Source organism: Arthrobacter sp. TJ-238, from assembly GCF_058269215.1.
This window is the reverse complement of the sequence record NZ_JBZCNH010000005.1, coordinates 178,143-193,388: the sequence shown is the minus strand read 5'-3', so window position 1 is coordinate 193,388 and position 15,246 is coordinate 178,143. Positions and strand designations below refer to the sequence as shown.

General features: G+C 70.4%; 10 protein-coding genes and 1 tRNA gene. 7 read left to right on the top strand and 4 right to left on the bottom strand.

The genetic code is table 11. From position 1 onward, the window contains the following. Positions 1-195: 195 nt before the first annotated feature. From AC4D2O_RS12410 to AC4D2O_RS12400, 3 genes are all read left to right on the top strand, one after another. Positions 196-1,290: a YlbL family protein gene (locus AC4D2O_RS12410; RefSeq protein ID WP_490907664.1), complete on the top strand. Its 1,095-nt coding sequence runs from the start codon at positions 196-198 to the stop codon at positions 1,288-1,290. A 351-nt stretch (positions 1,291-1,641) separates the two neighbouring features. Continuing rightward, a complete protein-coding gene (locus AC4D2O_RS12405) occupies positions 1,642-4,608 on the top strand; it encodes a UPF0182 family membrane protein (RefSeq protein WP_490907839.1) in 2,967 nt (988 codons plus the stop codon). Between the two features lie 67 nt (positions 4,609-4,675). Then, positions 4,676-4,749: transfer RNA gene (locus tag AC4D2O_RS12400), tRNA-Met, on the top strand. Positions 4,750-4,942: 193 nt separating this feature from the next. Here the strand turns inward: AC4D2O_RS12400 and AC4D2O_RS12395 are convergent. The 3 genes from AC4D2O_RS12395 to AC4D2O_RS12385 all read right to left on the bottom strand — a co-directional run bounded on the left by AC4D2O_RS12395 (position 4,943) and on the right by AC4D2O_RS12385 (position 9,467). Next, positions 4,943-6,334, bottom strand: a complete 1,392-nt coding sequence (locus tag AC4D2O_RS12395; RefSeq protein ID WP_490907663.1) for a cryptochrome/photolyase family protein — start codon at positions 6,332-6,334, stop codon at positions 4,943-4,945. Between the two features lie 139 nt (positions 6,335-6,473). Continuing rightward, on the bottom strand, positions 6,474-7,268 hold the full coding sequence (locus AC4D2O_RS12390) for a PspA/IM30 family protein (protein ID WP_490907662.1): 795 nt from the start codon (positions 7,266-7,268) through the stop codon (positions 6,474-6,476). Between the two features lie 60 nt (positions 7,269-7,328). Further along, complete coding sequence (locus AC4D2O_RS12385; RefSeq protein WP_490907661.1) at positions 7,329-9,467, bottom strand: TPM domain-containing protein; 2,139 nt, start codon at positions 9,465-9,467, stop codon at positions 7,329-7,331. Between the two features lie 470 nt (positions 9,468-9,937). Between AC4D2O_RS12385 and AC4D2O_RS12380 the strand changes: the two genes are divergently transcribed. The 4 genes from AC4D2O_RS12380 to AC4D2O_RS12365 all read left to right on the top strand — a co-directional run bounded on the left by AC4D2O_RS12380 (position 9,938) and on the right by AC4D2O_RS12365 (position 14,251). After that, positions 9,938-11,518 (top strand): S1C family serine protease, encoded by a 1,581-nt coding sequence (locus AC4D2O_RS12380; protein WP_490907660.1) that lies wholly within the window; start codon positions 9,938-9,940, stop codon positions 11,516-11,518. A gap of 165 nt (positions 11,519-11,683) precedes the next feature. Continuing rightward, complete coding sequence (locus AC4D2O_RS12375; protein ID WP_490907659.1) at positions 11,684-12,508, top strand: electron transfer flavoprotein subunit beta/FixA family protein; 825 nt, start codon at positions 11,684-11,686, stop codon at positions 12,506-12,508. A gap of 39 nt (positions 12,509-12,547) precedes the next feature. Next, positions 12,548-13,495 (top strand): electron transfer flavoprotein subunit alpha/FixB family protein, encoded by a 948-nt coding sequence (locus tag AC4D2O_RS12370; RefSeq protein ID WP_490907658.1) that lies wholly within the window; start codon positions 12,548-12,550, stop codon positions 13,493-13,495. Between the two features lie 3 nt (positions 13,496-13,498). Then, positions 13,499-14,251, top strand: coding sequence for a PIG-L deacetylase family protein (locus AC4D2O_RS12365; protein WP_490907657.1), 753 nt, complete (start codon positions 13,499-13,501; stop codon positions 14,249-14,251). A gap of 112 nt (positions 14,252-14,363) precedes the next feature. Here the strand turns inward: AC4D2O_RS12365 and AC4D2O_RS12360 are convergent, their stop codons facing one another. Next, positions 14,364-15,239, bottom strand: coding sequence for an anti-sigma factor (locus AC4D2O_RS12360; protein ID WP_490907656.1), 876 nt, complete (start codon positions 15,237-15,239; stop codon positions 14,364-14,366). Between the last annotated feature and the right edge of the window lie 7 nt (positions 15,240-15,246).

The following is a 15,246-nucleotide window of genomic DNA, read 5'->3' as shown; positions in this document are numbered from 1 at the left end:
CCCGGCCTCGCCGGTGTCCCTCGCCGCGTGAGCCGTTCGCTGAGGGCAAAGAGATGCCGGAGGAGGACGCCCAGGCAGCCGGCACCCCAGCCCGGTGTCGCCGGAAGCGTCTACCCTAGGGGTGCCGGGAACGTGCCGACGCCCGCGCCGGCGCCCGCTCACAGCATGGAAGTGCGCCCTACAGAGAGAAGACCAGTGACGCCGCCTGTCCACGTCGAGACCTATGTCCCCGAGGAGCCCACGCAAGCCAGGGACCCGCGCTTCCGCGCGATGGCGGTTTCAGGAGGCCTCGCCGTCGCGCTCTGCGCCGCAGCGGTCCTGCTGCCGGCGCCCTACGTGCTCGAGACCCCCGGGCCCACCTTCAACACGATCGGCGAGGTCGACGGTCGGCCCCTCATCCAGGTGGAGGGCCGGGAGAGCTTCCCGCCCTCGGGTCAGCTGGATCTCACGACGGTGTTCGTGAGCGGTGGACCGAACGGGGCGGTGAACATCCTCGACACGTTCCGTGCCTGGGCGGACCCCAGCGCGAACGTCCTGCCCGAGCAGCTGGTGTACCCGGAGGGGACGACCTCGACCGATGTGCAGGAGCAGAACGCGGTGGCGATGACGTCCTCGCAGGAGTCCGCGATCGCTGCGGCGCTCGCGCACGAGGACATCGACTTCACCGAGGAGCTGTCCGTCGCGCGACTCGCCCCCGACGCCGCAGCGGACGGTATCCTCCGGGAGGGCGACATCCTCCGTTCCGTCGACGGGCAGGAGATCGAGAACATCACGACGCTCCGGTCGGCGCTCAACGAGGCCGAGGGCGCTCCCGCAGCCCTCTCGATCGTGCGGGACGGCGTACCGATGGACGTCTCCGTGACGCCCCGGAAGTCGTCCGAGGGCGACTACCAGCTGGGCATCATGCTCGCGCCCACGTTCGACTTCCCGTTCGACGTGACCATCCAGCTCGACAACGTCGGCGGCCCCTCGGCGGGGTCGATGTTCGCCCTGGGAATCATCGACACCCTGACGGAAGGCGATCTCACCGGGGGACGCCACTTCGCCGGGACGGGGACGATCGATTCCGTCGGCGCCGTCGGCCCCATCGGCGGGATCGCGCAGAAGCTCGTCGGGGCCCGCGCCGCGGGAGCCGAGTTCTTCCTGGCACCTGCCGCGAACTGCGACGAGGTGGCCGGCAACATCCCCGACGGGCTGACCGTGGTCCGGGTGGAGACCCTCGACGACGCCGTCGAGGCCGTCGAGACGCTCGGTGCGGGCGGGGACTCCGGGGAACTCCCCGCGTGCTGACACCGCTGGCGGTGGCCGGACGGCAGTCCGGCAGCGGGCAGGGGACAGCGGGGCAGGAGAGGCGCGAGGATCGACGGCCCGCACGACACGGTTCGGTGACGATCCCTGCCGCGCGAGGCGTGCACGGGAACCTAATTGGTCCGCCCGAGCGTGGACAAGGCAGAATGAAACCACGAAGGGCCGAACTGCGCTGTCCTCTGCCCGGGGTCCGGGCCGGGGAGAGAAGCGGACCGCCGGTCATCGTGACCCGCAGCAGCTAACGATGAGGTAGATGTGACATCCGGACCAGATCGTCCGTTCGGCAGTAGGCCGAGCCCCGCAAGTGCAGCCACAAGCCGGCGTCGCAGCCCGCTGATCCCGACCATCATCGTCGTGGCGGTGATCGTCATCGCGTTCGTCTACCTGTCCCAGGTGTACGCGGACGTGCTCTGGTACAACCAGCTCGGGTTCCTCGAGGTGTTCGTCACCGAGAACCTGGCGCGGATCGTGCTGTTCATCCTGGCGTTCCTCGTCATGGCGGGCGCCGTGTACACGAGCCTCCGGATCGCGTTCCGCAGTCGGCCGATCTACGCGCCGGACAGCGCCATCCAGGACAACCTGAACCGCTACCAGGCTCAGCTGGAACCGATCCGCCGCCTGCTCATGCTCGGCATCCCCGTGGTCTTCGGCGCCTTCGCGGGCACGGCCGCGTCGTCCCAGTGGCAGGAGGTGCTGCTCTTCCTGAACCAGGAGCCGTTCGGCAAGCCCGATCCCGAGTTCGGCATGGACTACGCGTTCTACATGTTCACGCTGCCGTTCCTGAGCTTCGTGACGGGCTTCCTCATCAGCGTCGTCATCATCAGCGCGATCGCGACGATCCTCACCCACTACCTGTACGGCGGCATCCGGCTCGAGGAGAAGGGCCTGTTCACCACGAAGGCCGCCCGCATCCAGATCGCCGTCATCGCGGCGCTCTTCCTCGTCCTGCAGGGCGTGAACTACTGGCTGGACCGCTACGACACGCTGCTGAACCAGGGCACCTGGGCCGGCGCGCTCTACACCGACGTGAACGCCGTGATCCCCACCAAGGCCATCCTGGCCGTCGCGGCGCTCATCGTGGCCGCCCTGTTCGTGGCCTCCGCCTTCCTCGGCCGGTGGCGCCTGCCGCTGATCGGCACGGCGATGCTGATCATCACCGCACTGCTCGCGGGCGGCGTCTACCCGTCCATCGTCCAGCGCTTCCAGGTGCAGCCGTCCGAGCTCGACGCCGAGCGGGAGTACATCGACCGCAACATCAACATGACGCGGGAGGCCTACGGCCTCGACCGTGTCGAGGTGGAGCCCTACACACCCACCGACGTGCCCGAGGCGGGCGCTCTCAATGACGACGGCCAGACCACCGCTAACATCCGGCTGCTGGACCCGAACATCGTGTCCGACGCCTTCAGCCAGTTGCAGCAGTTCCGCCAGTACTACCAGTTCCCCGAGACGCTCGCCGTCGACCGTTACGAGATCGACGGCGAGGTACAGGACACCGTCATCGCCGTGCGCGAGCTCGACACCAACGGCGTGCCCGCGGGCTGGGTCAACGAGCACGCCTTCTACACGCACGGGTACGGTGTGGTGGCGGCTGCCGGCTCGACCGTGCAGCCGGACGGCCGGCCGTCCTTCCTGCAGTCGGGCATCCCCTCCACGGGCGTGCTCGGCGACGACACGACCTACGAGCCCCGCATCTACTTCGGAGAGGGATCGCCCGAGTACTCGGTGGTCGGCGCACCCGAGGGCCGGCCCCCCGCCGAGATCGACAGGCCGCAGAGCGAGAACTCGGACACCGACTCCCGCACCACGTTCAGTGGGGACGGCGGACCGGACGTGGGCAACCCCTTCAACCGGCTCGTGTACGCCCTGAAGTTCCAGTCCACCGATCTCCTGCTCTCCAACCAGGTCACGAGCGAGTCGCAGATCCTCTACGACCGCGACCCCGTGGAGCGCGTGCGGAAGGTCGCCCCCTACCTCACGCTCGACGGCAACAGCTACCCCGCCATCGTCGACGGCCGCGTGAAGTGGATCATCGACGGTTACACGACCAGCGCGAACTTCCCGTACTCGACGGAGCAGGAACTCGAGTCGGCGACACAGGACTCGCAGACGGCGGAGGGTCTCGCGACCGCGCTGGCCGCGGAGCAGGTCAACTACATCCGCAACGCCGTCAAGGCCACCGTCGACGCGTACGACGGCTCGGTGGACCTGTACGCCTGGGACGACCAGGACCCCGTCCTCATGTCCTGGCAGAACGTCTACCCGTCCTCGCTCAAGCAGTACAGCGACATGTCCGCGGACCTGATGGCGCACGTGCGCTACCCGGAGGACCTGTTCAAGGTCCAGCGCGAACTGCTGGCCCGCTACCATGTCACCGACACGGACGCGTTTTTCTTCAACAGCGAGGCCTGGAACGTCCCGGCCGACCCGGGGGCCACGTCGGAGGGGGCGACGACGACGGCGGCCACCGACCGCCAGCCGCCGTTCTACCTGACCCTGCAGATGCCGAACCAGGAGACCGCGGCCTTCTCCCTCACCACGCCGTTCATCCCGTTCGTACCCGCGGGCCAGACCCCGAGGAACGTGCTCTACGGCTTCCTCGCGGCCAACGGCGACGCCGGCACCGGGGAGGACGGCGTCAAGAGCGAGGACTACGGGCGGCTGACGCTGCTCGACAGTTCCGGCCAGGACTCGGTGGTCGGGCCCGGTCAGGCCCAGAACCTGTTCAACTCCGACACCGAGGTTTCCCAGGAGCTGAACCTCCTGCGGCAGGGAGCGTCCGAGGTCATCAACGGCAACCTGCTGACCCTGCCGATCGGCGGGGGCATCGCCTACGTCCAGCCCGTCTACGTGCAGTCCTCGGGCAGCTCGTCCTTCCCCGTCCTGCGACGCGTCCTCGTGAGCTTCGGCGAGAACGTCGGCTTCGCGCCGACCCTCGCCGAAGCCCTCGACCAGGTCTTCGGCGGGCGCTCCGGCGCCACCACGGGCGACCAGGAGAACGTCGGTGAGACTCCCGAGGATCCGGCGACGCCTCCCACCGAGGGAGGAGCGACGCCGACGCCCAGTCCGACGCCGGCTCCGACCCCGTCCGAGGGCGGGACGCCCGGTGGGACGACGGGCGATCCTGCTGCCGACCTCCGCACCGCGCTGGATGATGCGAACCAGGCGATCCAGGACGGCAATGCAGCGCTCGTCGCCGGTGACTTCGCTGCGTACGGCGAAGCGCAGGACCGCCTGCAGGACGCCCTGGAGCGGGCCCTCGACGCCGAGGAACGCGTCTCGGGGACCCCCGGGGAGTAGCCGGAGGCGTTCGGGCACCTGCCCGATTTGCCTCTGGGCCCCGCGGCCGGTAACGTTGGTTACACGCCGCGGGGTGGAGCAGTTCGGTAGCTCGCTGGGCTCATAACCCAGAGGTCACAGGTTCAAATCCTGTCCCCGCAACGAAGAGAAGTCCGGTCCACCACTGGTGGGCCGGACTTCTTGCTGTCACGGGTGTCCGGCGGGAGGCGCCGACCGTTCGTCCTGGGTCACCGGGGACATCGGAAGCCGGGCGGGCCGGCCCTTCCGGGTCCGCACGCACCCGTGCCGGAGCTTCGCAGGCCGACCCAGGGGAAGTGGCCCCTCTCGGCGGACCCTAGCCCTCCGACAGGGCCTTGTAGGCGCTCAGGGCCCGCTGCCGGCTCTCCTTGAGGTCCACGACGCGCTCCGGGTAGCCGGGCGCGGCGCCCTTCCACGGTTCGTGCAGATTCTCGGCGTTCGCGAGTTCCGGCACGAACCGGACGAGGTACTTGCCCTGCGGGTCGAACTTCCTGCTCTGCAGGACGGGGTTGAAGATCCGGAAGTACGGACTGGCATCGGCGCCCGAACCCGCGACCCATTGCCAGCTCGCGGCGTTGCTCGCCGCGTCGGCGTCGACGAGGCAGTCCCAGAAGAACCGTTCGCCCACGCGCCAGTCGATCATGAGGTTCTTGATGAGGAACGACGCCGTCGCCATCCGCACGCGGTTGTGCATCCACCCGATCTCCCACATCTGGCGCATCCCGGCGTCGATCAGCGGATACCCGGTGCGGCCGCGCTGCCAGGCCTCCAGCTCCCTCTCCGTGGAGTCCTCCCAGGCGAACGCATCGAACTCGGGACGGTAGTTGACCGTGGCGAGCTGTGGATTGAAGTACAGCAGCTGCCAGCTGAATTCGCGCCAACCCAGCTCGGAGCCGAAGACACGGATGTCCTCCGCCGTCGAGCTGTCCTTGCGGTCCTGCGCCGCATGCCAGACCTCGAAGGGGCTGATCTCGCCGAACCGCAGGTGCGGTGAGAGCCTGCTCGTGCCCTGGACCGCGGGGAGGTCGCGGTTGTCCTTGTACCCGTGCGCGGCGTCCTCGAGGAAGTCGTCGAGGCGGTCGTGGGCCCCGGCCTCGCCGGGCGTCCACGTCGCGCGGAGTCCCTGCGCCCAGTCGGGGGTGGTCGGCAGCAGCCCCCACGCGTCGAGGTCGTCGGAGCCGAGCGCCGGACCGCGGAGGGCATCCGGAGCGGGCAGGGGCCTGCGCGGGGTGCGGTAGGCGAGGCACGCACGCCAGAAGGGGGTGAAGACCCGATAGGCCTCGCCCGAGCCCGAGGTGACCTCCCACGGCTCGTACATCAGGTTCGCCTGGTAGCTCGTCGCCCGGATGCCCTGCTCCGTGAAGGACTCCTTCAGGGAGGAGTCCGTGGTGCGCTCGGCGAGCCCGTACCGGCGGTTCCACACGACGGCGTGCGCAGCGGCCTCCTGCACGAGGCCCGGCAGCACCTCTGCGGCCGCACCGCGCCGCAGGACGAGGGGGATGCCCAGTTCGCCGAGCGAGGCGCCCAGCGCCGCGAGGGAGTGGTGCAGCCACCAGCGGGACGCCCCTCCCAGGGGGCGGATGCCGTCGGTCTGCTCGTCGAGTATGTAGCAGGCGACGACGTCGTCCCCGCTTTCCGCGGCGGCGGCGAGAGCCGGGTTGTCGGAGATTCGGAGATCGTCGCGGAACCACACCACTGTCACAGCCATGCCCTCAATGTACCGGCGGGCTCCGACACGGCGGTCCCGGCAACCGCAGGGGGACCGCAGCCCGGCGGCCGCGGTCCCCCTGTGCTAGGCGGGTCGGTGCGTCAGCGCATCGGTCCACCTGTGCGTCGCCGCGTCGGCGTCAGTACGCCGTCTCGCCGGTGGACGACGGCGCACCGGCCGCGGCATTCTCGCCCGCACCCTGCCCGATCGCCGACTGCGCGCCGGACCCGGACTTCAGGGCGGCGAGCCGCGCCTCGATCTCGGTCTGCTCACCCAGGTCCTCGAGGCTCTCGAACTGTGCGTCCAGGCTCGACGACGCCAGCTCCTGCTGTCCGCGGACCTTGGCCTCCTCGCGCCGGATCTTCTCCTCGAAGCGGCCCACCTCGCTCGTCGGGTCCATGAAGTCGATGCTCTTGACGGCGTCGTGCACCTGCTGCTGCGCCTGTGCAGTGCGGGCCCGGGCGGCCAGCTGGTCCCGCTTGCTCGTCAGCTCACCGAGCTTGCCCCTCATCTGGTTGAGGCCGTCCTTGAGCTTGTCGACGATCTCCGTCTGGGACGCGATGGTCGGCTCGGCGCCCTTGGCCTCGTTCTCGGCAGCCATCTGGCGCTGGATGGCCACCTTCGCGAGGCTGTCGAACTTCTGGGCGTCCACCGTGTCACCGGTCGCCCGGTACTCGTCGGCCTTGCGGGACGCGGCGAGGGCCTTGTTGCCCCAGCTGCGCGCGTTCTCGACGTCTTCGTTGTAGTCGTCCTGCATCATCCGGAGGTTGCCGATGGTCTGCGCGACGGCGCTCTCTGCCTCCGCGATGCTGTTGGTGAAGTCACGGACCATCTGGTCCAGCATCTTCTGCGGATCCTCGGCCTGATCGATCAGCGCGTTGACGTTCGCTCGGGTGAGCTGGGCGATCCTGCCGAAAATTGACTGCTTTACCATGGGTTTCCCTTTCGATTCTTCCTGAGGTTCCTGCGTCCTGCTGTCGGCGCAGGCAACGGCCTAGAAGTCGCCGCCGCCTCCGCCGAAGTCTCCGAAGCCGCCGCCGCCGCCGTCGAAGCCGCCGAAGCCGCCTCCGCCGAAGCTACCGCCGTCGCCGCCGAAGCCGCCCCCGCCGTCGCTGTATCCGCCTCCACCGAAGCCGCCACCGAAGCCGCCGCCCCCGTTCAGGATGGAACCGAGGAGGATGCCGCCGAGCAGAGCGCCGCCCATGCCGTCACCGCCTCGTCGGCCGTACCCGCCCATCCCCATGCCGCTGCGGCCGAAGCCGTCGACGTCCTGCTCCGCGAGCTGCGCGGCCTGGTCGGCCAGCATCGAGGCCTGCTGTGCGTGGGCGAGTGCGGTCACCGGGTCGGAGCGCTGCAGGTCGACGGCGAAGTCGAGGTTGCGTTCGGCCTCCGCCAGGCGGGTCCGTGCCTCGCTGCCTACCCCGCCGCGCCGCGCGCGGATGTAGTCGGCGGTGCCGGAGATGCTCGACTGCGCCGCGACAATGGCGTGCTGCAGGGAGTCCTGGGCCCGTCGGGCGTTCTCCGCCTGGTCACGGATGCCGCCCAGCGCGGCATCGAGCTGTCCGTGGGCGGCCTCGAGCCGCTGCAGGAGGGCGAGGGGATTGCTCCGCGCGCCCTGGCGCTCCTGCCGCACGGTCGCCACTGCTGCCTGCGCCGCCGCGATGGGGCCGGCGAGGTCGCGGTACTGCCCGGCGCGATCCATGGCCTGTGCCTGGGCGAGGTCCTGCTCGGCCTCGGGCAGGGCGCGTTCGAGCTCGCGCTCGGCCGCGGCGAGCTCCTCGGCGCGCTTGTCGATCGCGTCCAGCAGCACGGTGCTCTGGTGCACCGCCTCCTCGGCGGCCCGGACGGCGACGACGGCGCGGCCGGTGTCACCGGCCGCCATGCGGGACTGCGCCTCGGTGGCGGCGCTGTCGACGAAGGCGAGGCGTTCCCGGGCCTGTTCGATGTTGTCGGCGACCTGGATCGTGGCGGTCTCGAGGTAGCGGCCCTGGAGGGACCTCAGGGCCTGCTCGGCGGCGGCGAAGCGCCGCTGGGCGTCCCCGGCGGCGGACTGGGCGCGGCGCAGAGCCTCAGGGGCGTTGCGCTCGAGCTCCCGGAGCGCGTCGAAATCGGCCTTGTGCGCCTGCAGCGAGGCATTGACGTCCTCGCAGCGGCGGATGATCTCGCCGAGCCACTGACGCTGCTGCTCTTCCGTATCGGGGATGTGGTCATCGAGCTGCTGCTGCAGCTTGAAGGACTCGCTCATGTGCTGCCGGGCGGCGGCGATGTCCTGGGAGAAGGTGGCGATGGCCTCGCTGCCGTACTGGGCCTCGGCGAAGCCGAGCTCCTGCTCGCTGGACTTGATGGCGTCGTCGGCGGCGACCAGGAGGCTGCCGGCCCGCTTGCGGAGGTCCTCGACGCTGAGGGACGCCAGCGGATCGACCACTTCGCCGCTCGCGGACGGTACCGGCCCGTAGCCGTACTGCTCGCGCTTGCGCTGCGCGCTGCTGGTGCCGCGGTTCTTGAGCACCAGGTAGCCGCCGGCGCCGGCGACGGCGACGAGTCCGCCGACGAGGACGAGCCCGCCGAGTCCGCTGCCGCTCGAGGAACCGGTGGTGCCCGAGGAGGTTCCACCACCGGTGCCACCGGTGCCGCCGCCGGTGTTGCCGGCGAGGGCCTGCTCGGTGCCCTGGACGGCACCCGCGGCCGCAGCGTCGAAGTCCCCCGCCCGGAGCTCGGGGCCGATGTACTCGTCGTAGATCGCCTGGCCCTGCCCGCCGATCGCCGACCCGCTGCCGACGACGTAGGCAGCCGCCCCCTGGTCGACGGCGACGGCGAGCACGCCCTCGTTCGAGGTCTGGTCATTCAGCTGCGCGGTGGCGGTGGCCCAGGACGAGCGATCCGTGGGATCCTCGAACGCGTCCACGTACGCCACGCGGACGGTGAAGCCTTCCTGCGAGCGCAGGTCCTCGATGGCAGCCTCGAGCTCGCTCTCCTCGTCGGGGCTGAGGACACCGGCGTTGTCCACGACGTAGTCACCCGACGGGAACGTGATCGGTGCGTCGGCGAAGGCCGCTGCACTCGAGAGGAACGGGATCGCCACGACGGCGCCCAGGACAGCAGAGACGCGGGTGCGCCTGCTCAACATTCGCATTTTCGACCCTTCGGCACGGCCCCCGGACCCTACCGGTCCCAGGACTGGGGCCGGCGGACGCCGGAGGCTCCCTGTCTTTCCGATTCTATGGTTGGGCCCCGGGAGCGTCCACCACCGCCACTATGCCTCTAGCGAAAGGGTCGACGGCGTCCTGGTCCCCGGTTCCGAACGGTCGCGGCACGGCGGGGAGCGCGCCGGGGAGCACTCAGGCGAGCCGTCGGGCCTTCGCGCAGGTCCCCGGCCTGCCTACCACGCGTCCATCGTGTCGGGGCCGTGCTGCGCAGACAGGCACGGGCGGTGCGTCTCCCCGCTGCGACGGACGATACTTGGGGGAGGACCGACCACCCGCCCGTGGGGTCGCGGACTCCGGCTCGGGCTCCAGCATCCTCTCAGACACCGCTCAGCGAACGCATGCTGGATGCTCAGAGAAGGTTGCCATGATGTGGCCAACAGCAACGAAAGGACCTCCGATGAACGAGCAGCCAGGCACCCCGGGTACCCCGGACCGCCCGCTCCCTCCCCAGCCGCAGAATCCTCCGTCCTGGGGATCCGGCTGGCAGCAGCCCGGAGGAGACCGTCCTGCCGAGGGAAACGGAGCCCCGGGTGGGGAGGCCCGCCACGGCGGGGACATCGGAGGAACACCCGAGACGACGGTCCGGCCCGTCGCCGGACAGCCCACGGCCCAGCAGCCGGTGGTCCCCGCCGCGGCGCCCGAGTACGACGCGCGCCACGCCCCGTTCCGACAGGCGGACCCGGCCGCGCACCCCGCATACGCGGGTCACCAACCCTTCTACGGTGAGCAGAGCGGCTCCGACCGAACCGCGTACGCGGGAGGGCAGACCGTGACGAAGGACCGCAGGCGCGTCGGCCTCGGCACCTTCGCAGCGGGGGTCCTCGTCGCAGGACTCATCGGCGGTGGCGTCGCGACGGCCGGCTACAACGCGCTCGACGGGACCGCGTCCGCCGGGACCTCCCAGGGAGCGCCGGAGTCCGTCGTCGTGAACAACACCGAGGACGTGAACACCATCACCGGGGCGGCAGTGACCGCGTCCCCGAGCGTCGTCACCATCGCGGTCAGCGGTGGCAGCGCGAGCGGCTCCGGATCCGGCATCATCCTCGACACCGACGGCCACATCCTCACGAATACGCACGTGGTCACCCTCGGCGGTCAGGTCTCGGAGCCCACGGTCGAGGTCAAGCTCAACGACGGACGCGTGTTCGCCGCGACGGTGGTCGGTACGGATCCGCTCAGCGACCTCGCGGTCATCAAGATCGACGCCCCCGACCTCACGGCCGCCACCCTCGGGAACTCCGACGAGCTCAACGTCGGGGACACGGCGATCGCCATCGGCGCCCCGCTGGGCCTCAGCGGAACGGTCACCGACGGCATCGTCTCCACGCTCAACCGCACCATCAGCGTCGCCTCCTCGGCCGTACCGGAGGAGCAGCCGGACAGCACCGAGCCCGACGACGGCGAGGGCTTCAACTTCCTCCCCCCGGGCGGCTCCAGCGGCCAGCAGAGCGCGGCGCAGGGGTCCATCTACCTGAACGTCATCCAGACGGACGCCGCCATCAACCAGGGCAACTCCGGAGGCGCACTCGTCGACACCGACGGGAAGATCATCGGCGTCAACGTGGCCATCGCCTCGGCGGGTTCGGGGGAGTCCACCGGCAACATCGGCGTCGGCTTCTCCATCCCGATCAACTACGCCGAGCGCATCGCGCAGGAGATCATCGCCGACGGCGAGGCCACCCACGGATTCCTGGGAGTCAGCGTCACCTCGGCCTCCAGCGACGGATCCAGGAGCGAGTCCACGTTCTCGTCCGGCGCCCTCGTCCAGTCGGTCGAACCGGGTTCACCGGCCGAGGGCGCCTCGCTGGAGGTGGGCGACGTCATCACCAGGGTCGGCACCTTCTCCATCGGCGACCCGCAGTCCCTGACGGCGGCGGTGCGCATGCAGGCCGTCGGGCAGCAGGTCCCTGTGGAGATCATCCGCGGCGGGGACGCCCGCACGGTGGAGGTCACCCTCTCCCAGGCACCCGCCCAGTAGGACGGTCTGGCAGGCATCAGGCACGACCCCTTCGACGCACGAGCGGCGCTCCCGGATCCGGGAGCGCCGCTCGTGCGTTGAACGGACAGCGGACACGCGTCCGCTCCCGCCAGCCCCTATGGTTAGCTAGTCGGTGGGAAGATCCCCGATCGAGGAAGGTCATTCATGGACGAGGCCACAGCAGGAGGACTGCGCATCGCAGTCCTCGTCAAGCACGTTCCCGACGCCCAGTTCGACCGCCACATCGGCGGCGACCTGACGACGGTCCGGGCGGAGAGCATCCTGTCCGAACTGGACGAGTACGCCCTCGAAGCCGCCCTGCAACTCATCGAGGCGCACGGGGGACCGGCCGCCGGGCACCGCGTCACGGCCATCACGATGGGACCCGCCGCAGCCGTCGCCGCGGTGAAGAAGTCGCTGCAGATCGGGGCCGACGACGGCGTGCACCTCACCGACGAGGCGCTCAACGGATCCGACGCGTCGGCCACCTCCAGGGCGCTGGCCGCGCTGCTGCGGCACACCGGCCCGTTCGACCTCGTGCTGACCGGTATGGCGTCGACCGACGGCGAGACGTCGCTCGTCCCGGCGCAGCTCGCGGAACGGCTGGACCTGCCGCAGGTGACGTTCGCGGCCTCGCTCGAGCTCGCTCCCGGTGACAGCGGCTGGGCCCTCAGCGCTCGACGCGACAACGACACCTACGCGGAGACCATCGAGGCGTCCCTGCCGGCGCTCGTCTCCGTCACGGATCAGATCAACGAGCCGCGCTACCCTAACTTCAAGGGGATCATGGCGGCGAAGAAGAAGCAGATCGAGGTCCTCTCCCTGGCCGATATCGGCGTGCAGCAGGACGAGGTGGGCTTCGCCGGGTCCTGGACCCGGGTGGAGGCGGCGGCCCCGCGGCCGCCCCGCAGCCAGGGGGTCGTCATCACGGACGAAGGCGACGCCGGCGTCCGGCTCGTCGACTTCCTCGCGGGACAGAAACTCCTCTAGCCCGCTCCCGCCCGTTCCAGACCCCCAGGAGACTCCGTCATGACCACCGTCCTCGTTTTCCTCGACCACGCCGGGGCGAGCCTCGCCAAGAGCGAGCGCGAACTCCTCTCGCTCGGGGCTTCGCTCGGCGAGGTGACCGTGGCCCTCGCGGGCGACGCCGACCAGGCCTACCTCGACGGGGTGGGCTCGTACGGCGTGCAGGAGGTCCACCGGCCGGAGAACGCCGCCGTGTCCGAGGTGCTGGTCGCAGGGAAGGCCGCGTTCCTCGCGGAGACCGTCCGCCGGACCGGGGCGGGCATCGTGCTGCTCGGCAACTCCTATGAGGCGAAGGAGATCGCCGCGCGGCTCGGCGTGCGCCTCGAGGCCGGCGTCATCACCGACGTCGTCGCGCTGGCCGACGACCTGACGGCCACGAAGTCCGACTTCGCCGGCTCGTACAGCGTGGAGTGCCGCGTCACCACCGACGTCGCGATCCTCACTGTGAAGCCGAACAGCGTCGAGGCGGTCGAGGCGGGCCTGCCGTCGTCGCCACGCGAGGTGCCCGTCCCCGTGGACCTGCCGGCCGCCGCCGCGCGCGTGACGGGCAGGGTGGACAAGCCCGTGAGCGGCAGGCCGGAACTCGCCGAGGCCCGCGTGATCGTCGCGGGCGGTCGCGGGGTGAACGGCGACTTCGGGCCGCTGGAGGATCTGGCCGATGCCCTGGGAGGCGCGGTGGGCGCGTCCCGTGCGGCCACCGACGCCGGCTGGATCGAGCACTCGGCCCAGATCGGTCAGACGGGCAAGACCGTGTCACCGCAGCTGTACATCTCGGCGGGGATCTCCGGCGCGATCCAGCAGAAGGCCGGCATGCAGACCTCGAAGGTGATCGTGGCGATCAACAAGGACGCGGACTCTCCCGTCTTCGAGATCGCGGATTTCGGCATCGTGGGCGATCTCTTCACGGTGCTGCCGCAGGCCACCGAAGAGATCCGCAAGCGCGGCCTGTAGCGCATGGCTTCTGACCCGGCTCCATCCGGCCCGGAGCGCGTGCTGGTGTTCGCCGCACATCCGGACGACATCGACTTCGGAGCGTCCGCCACGATCGCCGGATGGACCGCCGCCGGAGTGTCCGTCAGCTACTGCATCCTCACCGACGGCGACGCCGGTGGTTTCTCGGCCGAGGACCGCCCCGGTGTCGCGGCTCTGCGGCGCACCGAGCAGCGCGATGCCGCCGCCCTCGTGGGCGTGACCGACGTGACCTTCCTGGGCGGCCCCGACGGCTACCTCGAGCCGACGGACTCGGTGATCCGGGAGATCGTCCGGCGGATGCGCGAGGTGCGCCCGGACATCGTGCTGTCCATGCATCCCGAGCGGAGCTGGGACCGGATCCAGAAGAGCCACCCGGACCACCTCGCCTGCGGGGAAGCGGTGACGAGGGCCGTGTACCCGGCGGTGGAGAATCCCTTCGCCTACCCCGAGCTCGAGGCCGCCGGTCTCCGGAGCTTCCGTGTCCCCTGGCTGTGGTTCTACGGCGGGCCGGCCCACCTCGAGAACCGTTTCGTGGACGTGACCGGCCTGGAGGAGCTCAAGGTCGCCGCGATCACGGCGCACCGGAGCCAGCACCCGGACATCGGACGGATGCAGTCGAGGGTGCGGGCCATCCTCCAGGAGAATGCCCGTCGGGGTGAACTGCCCGAGGGGCGCAGCGCCGAGGCCTTCCACGTGGTCGGCATCAACACCGACGAGACGATCGCGGGCTTCTAGCCGCCCGCGACGGGCGGTGCCAGGCGGTAGCCCCCTGCGACGCCGCAGGAGCAGGAATGGCCCCGCCGACGGAGGCGGGGCCGTTCCTGGAGGTGCCGGGCGAGCGGGCGGCTCAGGCTCCGAGGGGGATCTGGGCGACGATCGGCAGGGTCGGCGTCTCGGAGCCGCCCTCGGGTTCCACCGTGATGGCGACCGCCGCGAAGCCGCTGATGCCGGACAGTTCGGTCACCTTCGTTCCCGCGACGTCCTCGCCGGTCATGAGGCCCTCGGAGACCGGCGCCGTCCCGTCGGCGGGGATCCGCCACATCTGGTAGACGTATCCCTCGGCCGGGGCCGGTACGCCGGAGAGCGTGACGACCGCCGCGTCCTCCTCGCCGGAGACGGCGAGATCGGCCGTTCCGCCGGCTTCGAGGGGAAGCTGCGCCTTCCGCACGTCGGACGCCTGGAGGACCTGCTGCTCGACCGTTGTCGGCTGCAGGTTCTGCGCGATGGTCACGCCACCGACGGCGATCACGACGGCCGCGGCCGCCGCCACCACCCAGCGGGAAGCCCGTGACCTCAGGGACGACCGTGCGGCGCGTCGCTCCGCCAGCTCGTCCTGCCCTCCGGGGAGTACCTCGTCGCCGGCGGACCCGTCCTCCGGTGCGGCGGCGGAACTGCCTGCGCCGACCGACACGAGCGACGGTTCACGGACCGGTGAAGCGGTGCCTGTGTCACCCGCAGCCGGTAGCCGTCCGACGATCCGTTCGAAGAGATCGGCCGGCGGCTCGGCCTCGTCGGCAGCATAGGCCGACGTCACGGTCTCACGGCACGTGCGGACCCGGTCCGCGAAGGCTGTCCTGACCGTGGGCTCGGCGTCCTCGAGGAACGCTTCGAGACCCAGCCGTTCCTCGTCGCTGATCGCGTCCAGCGCGTACAGCTCGGCCCACTCGAGAACGTGACCTCGTGCCAGGTCCGTGTCGAGGTCGTCTGCGAATCGTCTGTTCATATCCTTG

What these genes read in the sequence shown, in the direction of transcription:
- AC4D2O_RS12390 (WP_490907662.1), bottom strand. Translation starts at nt 7,268, where the DNA reads ATGGTAAAGCAGTCAATTTTCGGCAGGATCGCCCAGCTCACCCGAGCG.
- AC4D2O_RS12360 (WP_490907656.1), bottom strand. Translation starts at nt 15,239, where the DNA reads ATGAACAGACGATTCGCAGACGACCTCGACACGGACCTGGCACGAGGT.
- AC4D2O_RS12365 (WP_490907657.1), top strand. Translation starts at nt 13,499, where the DNA reads ATGGCTTCTGACCCGGCTCCATCCGGCCCGGAGCGCGTGCTGGTGTTC.
- AC4D2O_RS12370 (WP_490907658.1), top strand. Translation starts at nt 12,548, where the DNA reads ATGACCACCGTCCTCGTTTTCCTCGACCACGCCGGGGCGAGCCTCGCC.
- AC4D2O_RS12375 (WP_490907659.1), top strand. Translation starts at nt 11,684, where the DNA reads ATGGACGAGGCCACAGCAGGAGGACTGCGCATCGCAGTCCTCGTCAAG.
- AC4D2O_RS12385 (WP_490907661.1), bottom strand. Translation starts at nt 9,467, where the DNA reads ATGCGAATGTTGAGCAGGCGCACCCGCGTCTCTGCTGTCCTGGGCGCC.
- AC4D2O_RS12395 (WP_490907663.1), bottom strand. Translation starts at nt 6,334, where the DNA reads ATGGCTGTGACAGTGGTGTGGTTCCGCGACGATCTCCGAATCTCCGAC.
- AC4D2O_RS12380 (WP_490907660.1), top strand. Translation starts at nt 9,938, where the DNA reads ATGAACGAGCAGCCAGGCACCCCGGGTACCCCGGACCGCCCGCTCCCT.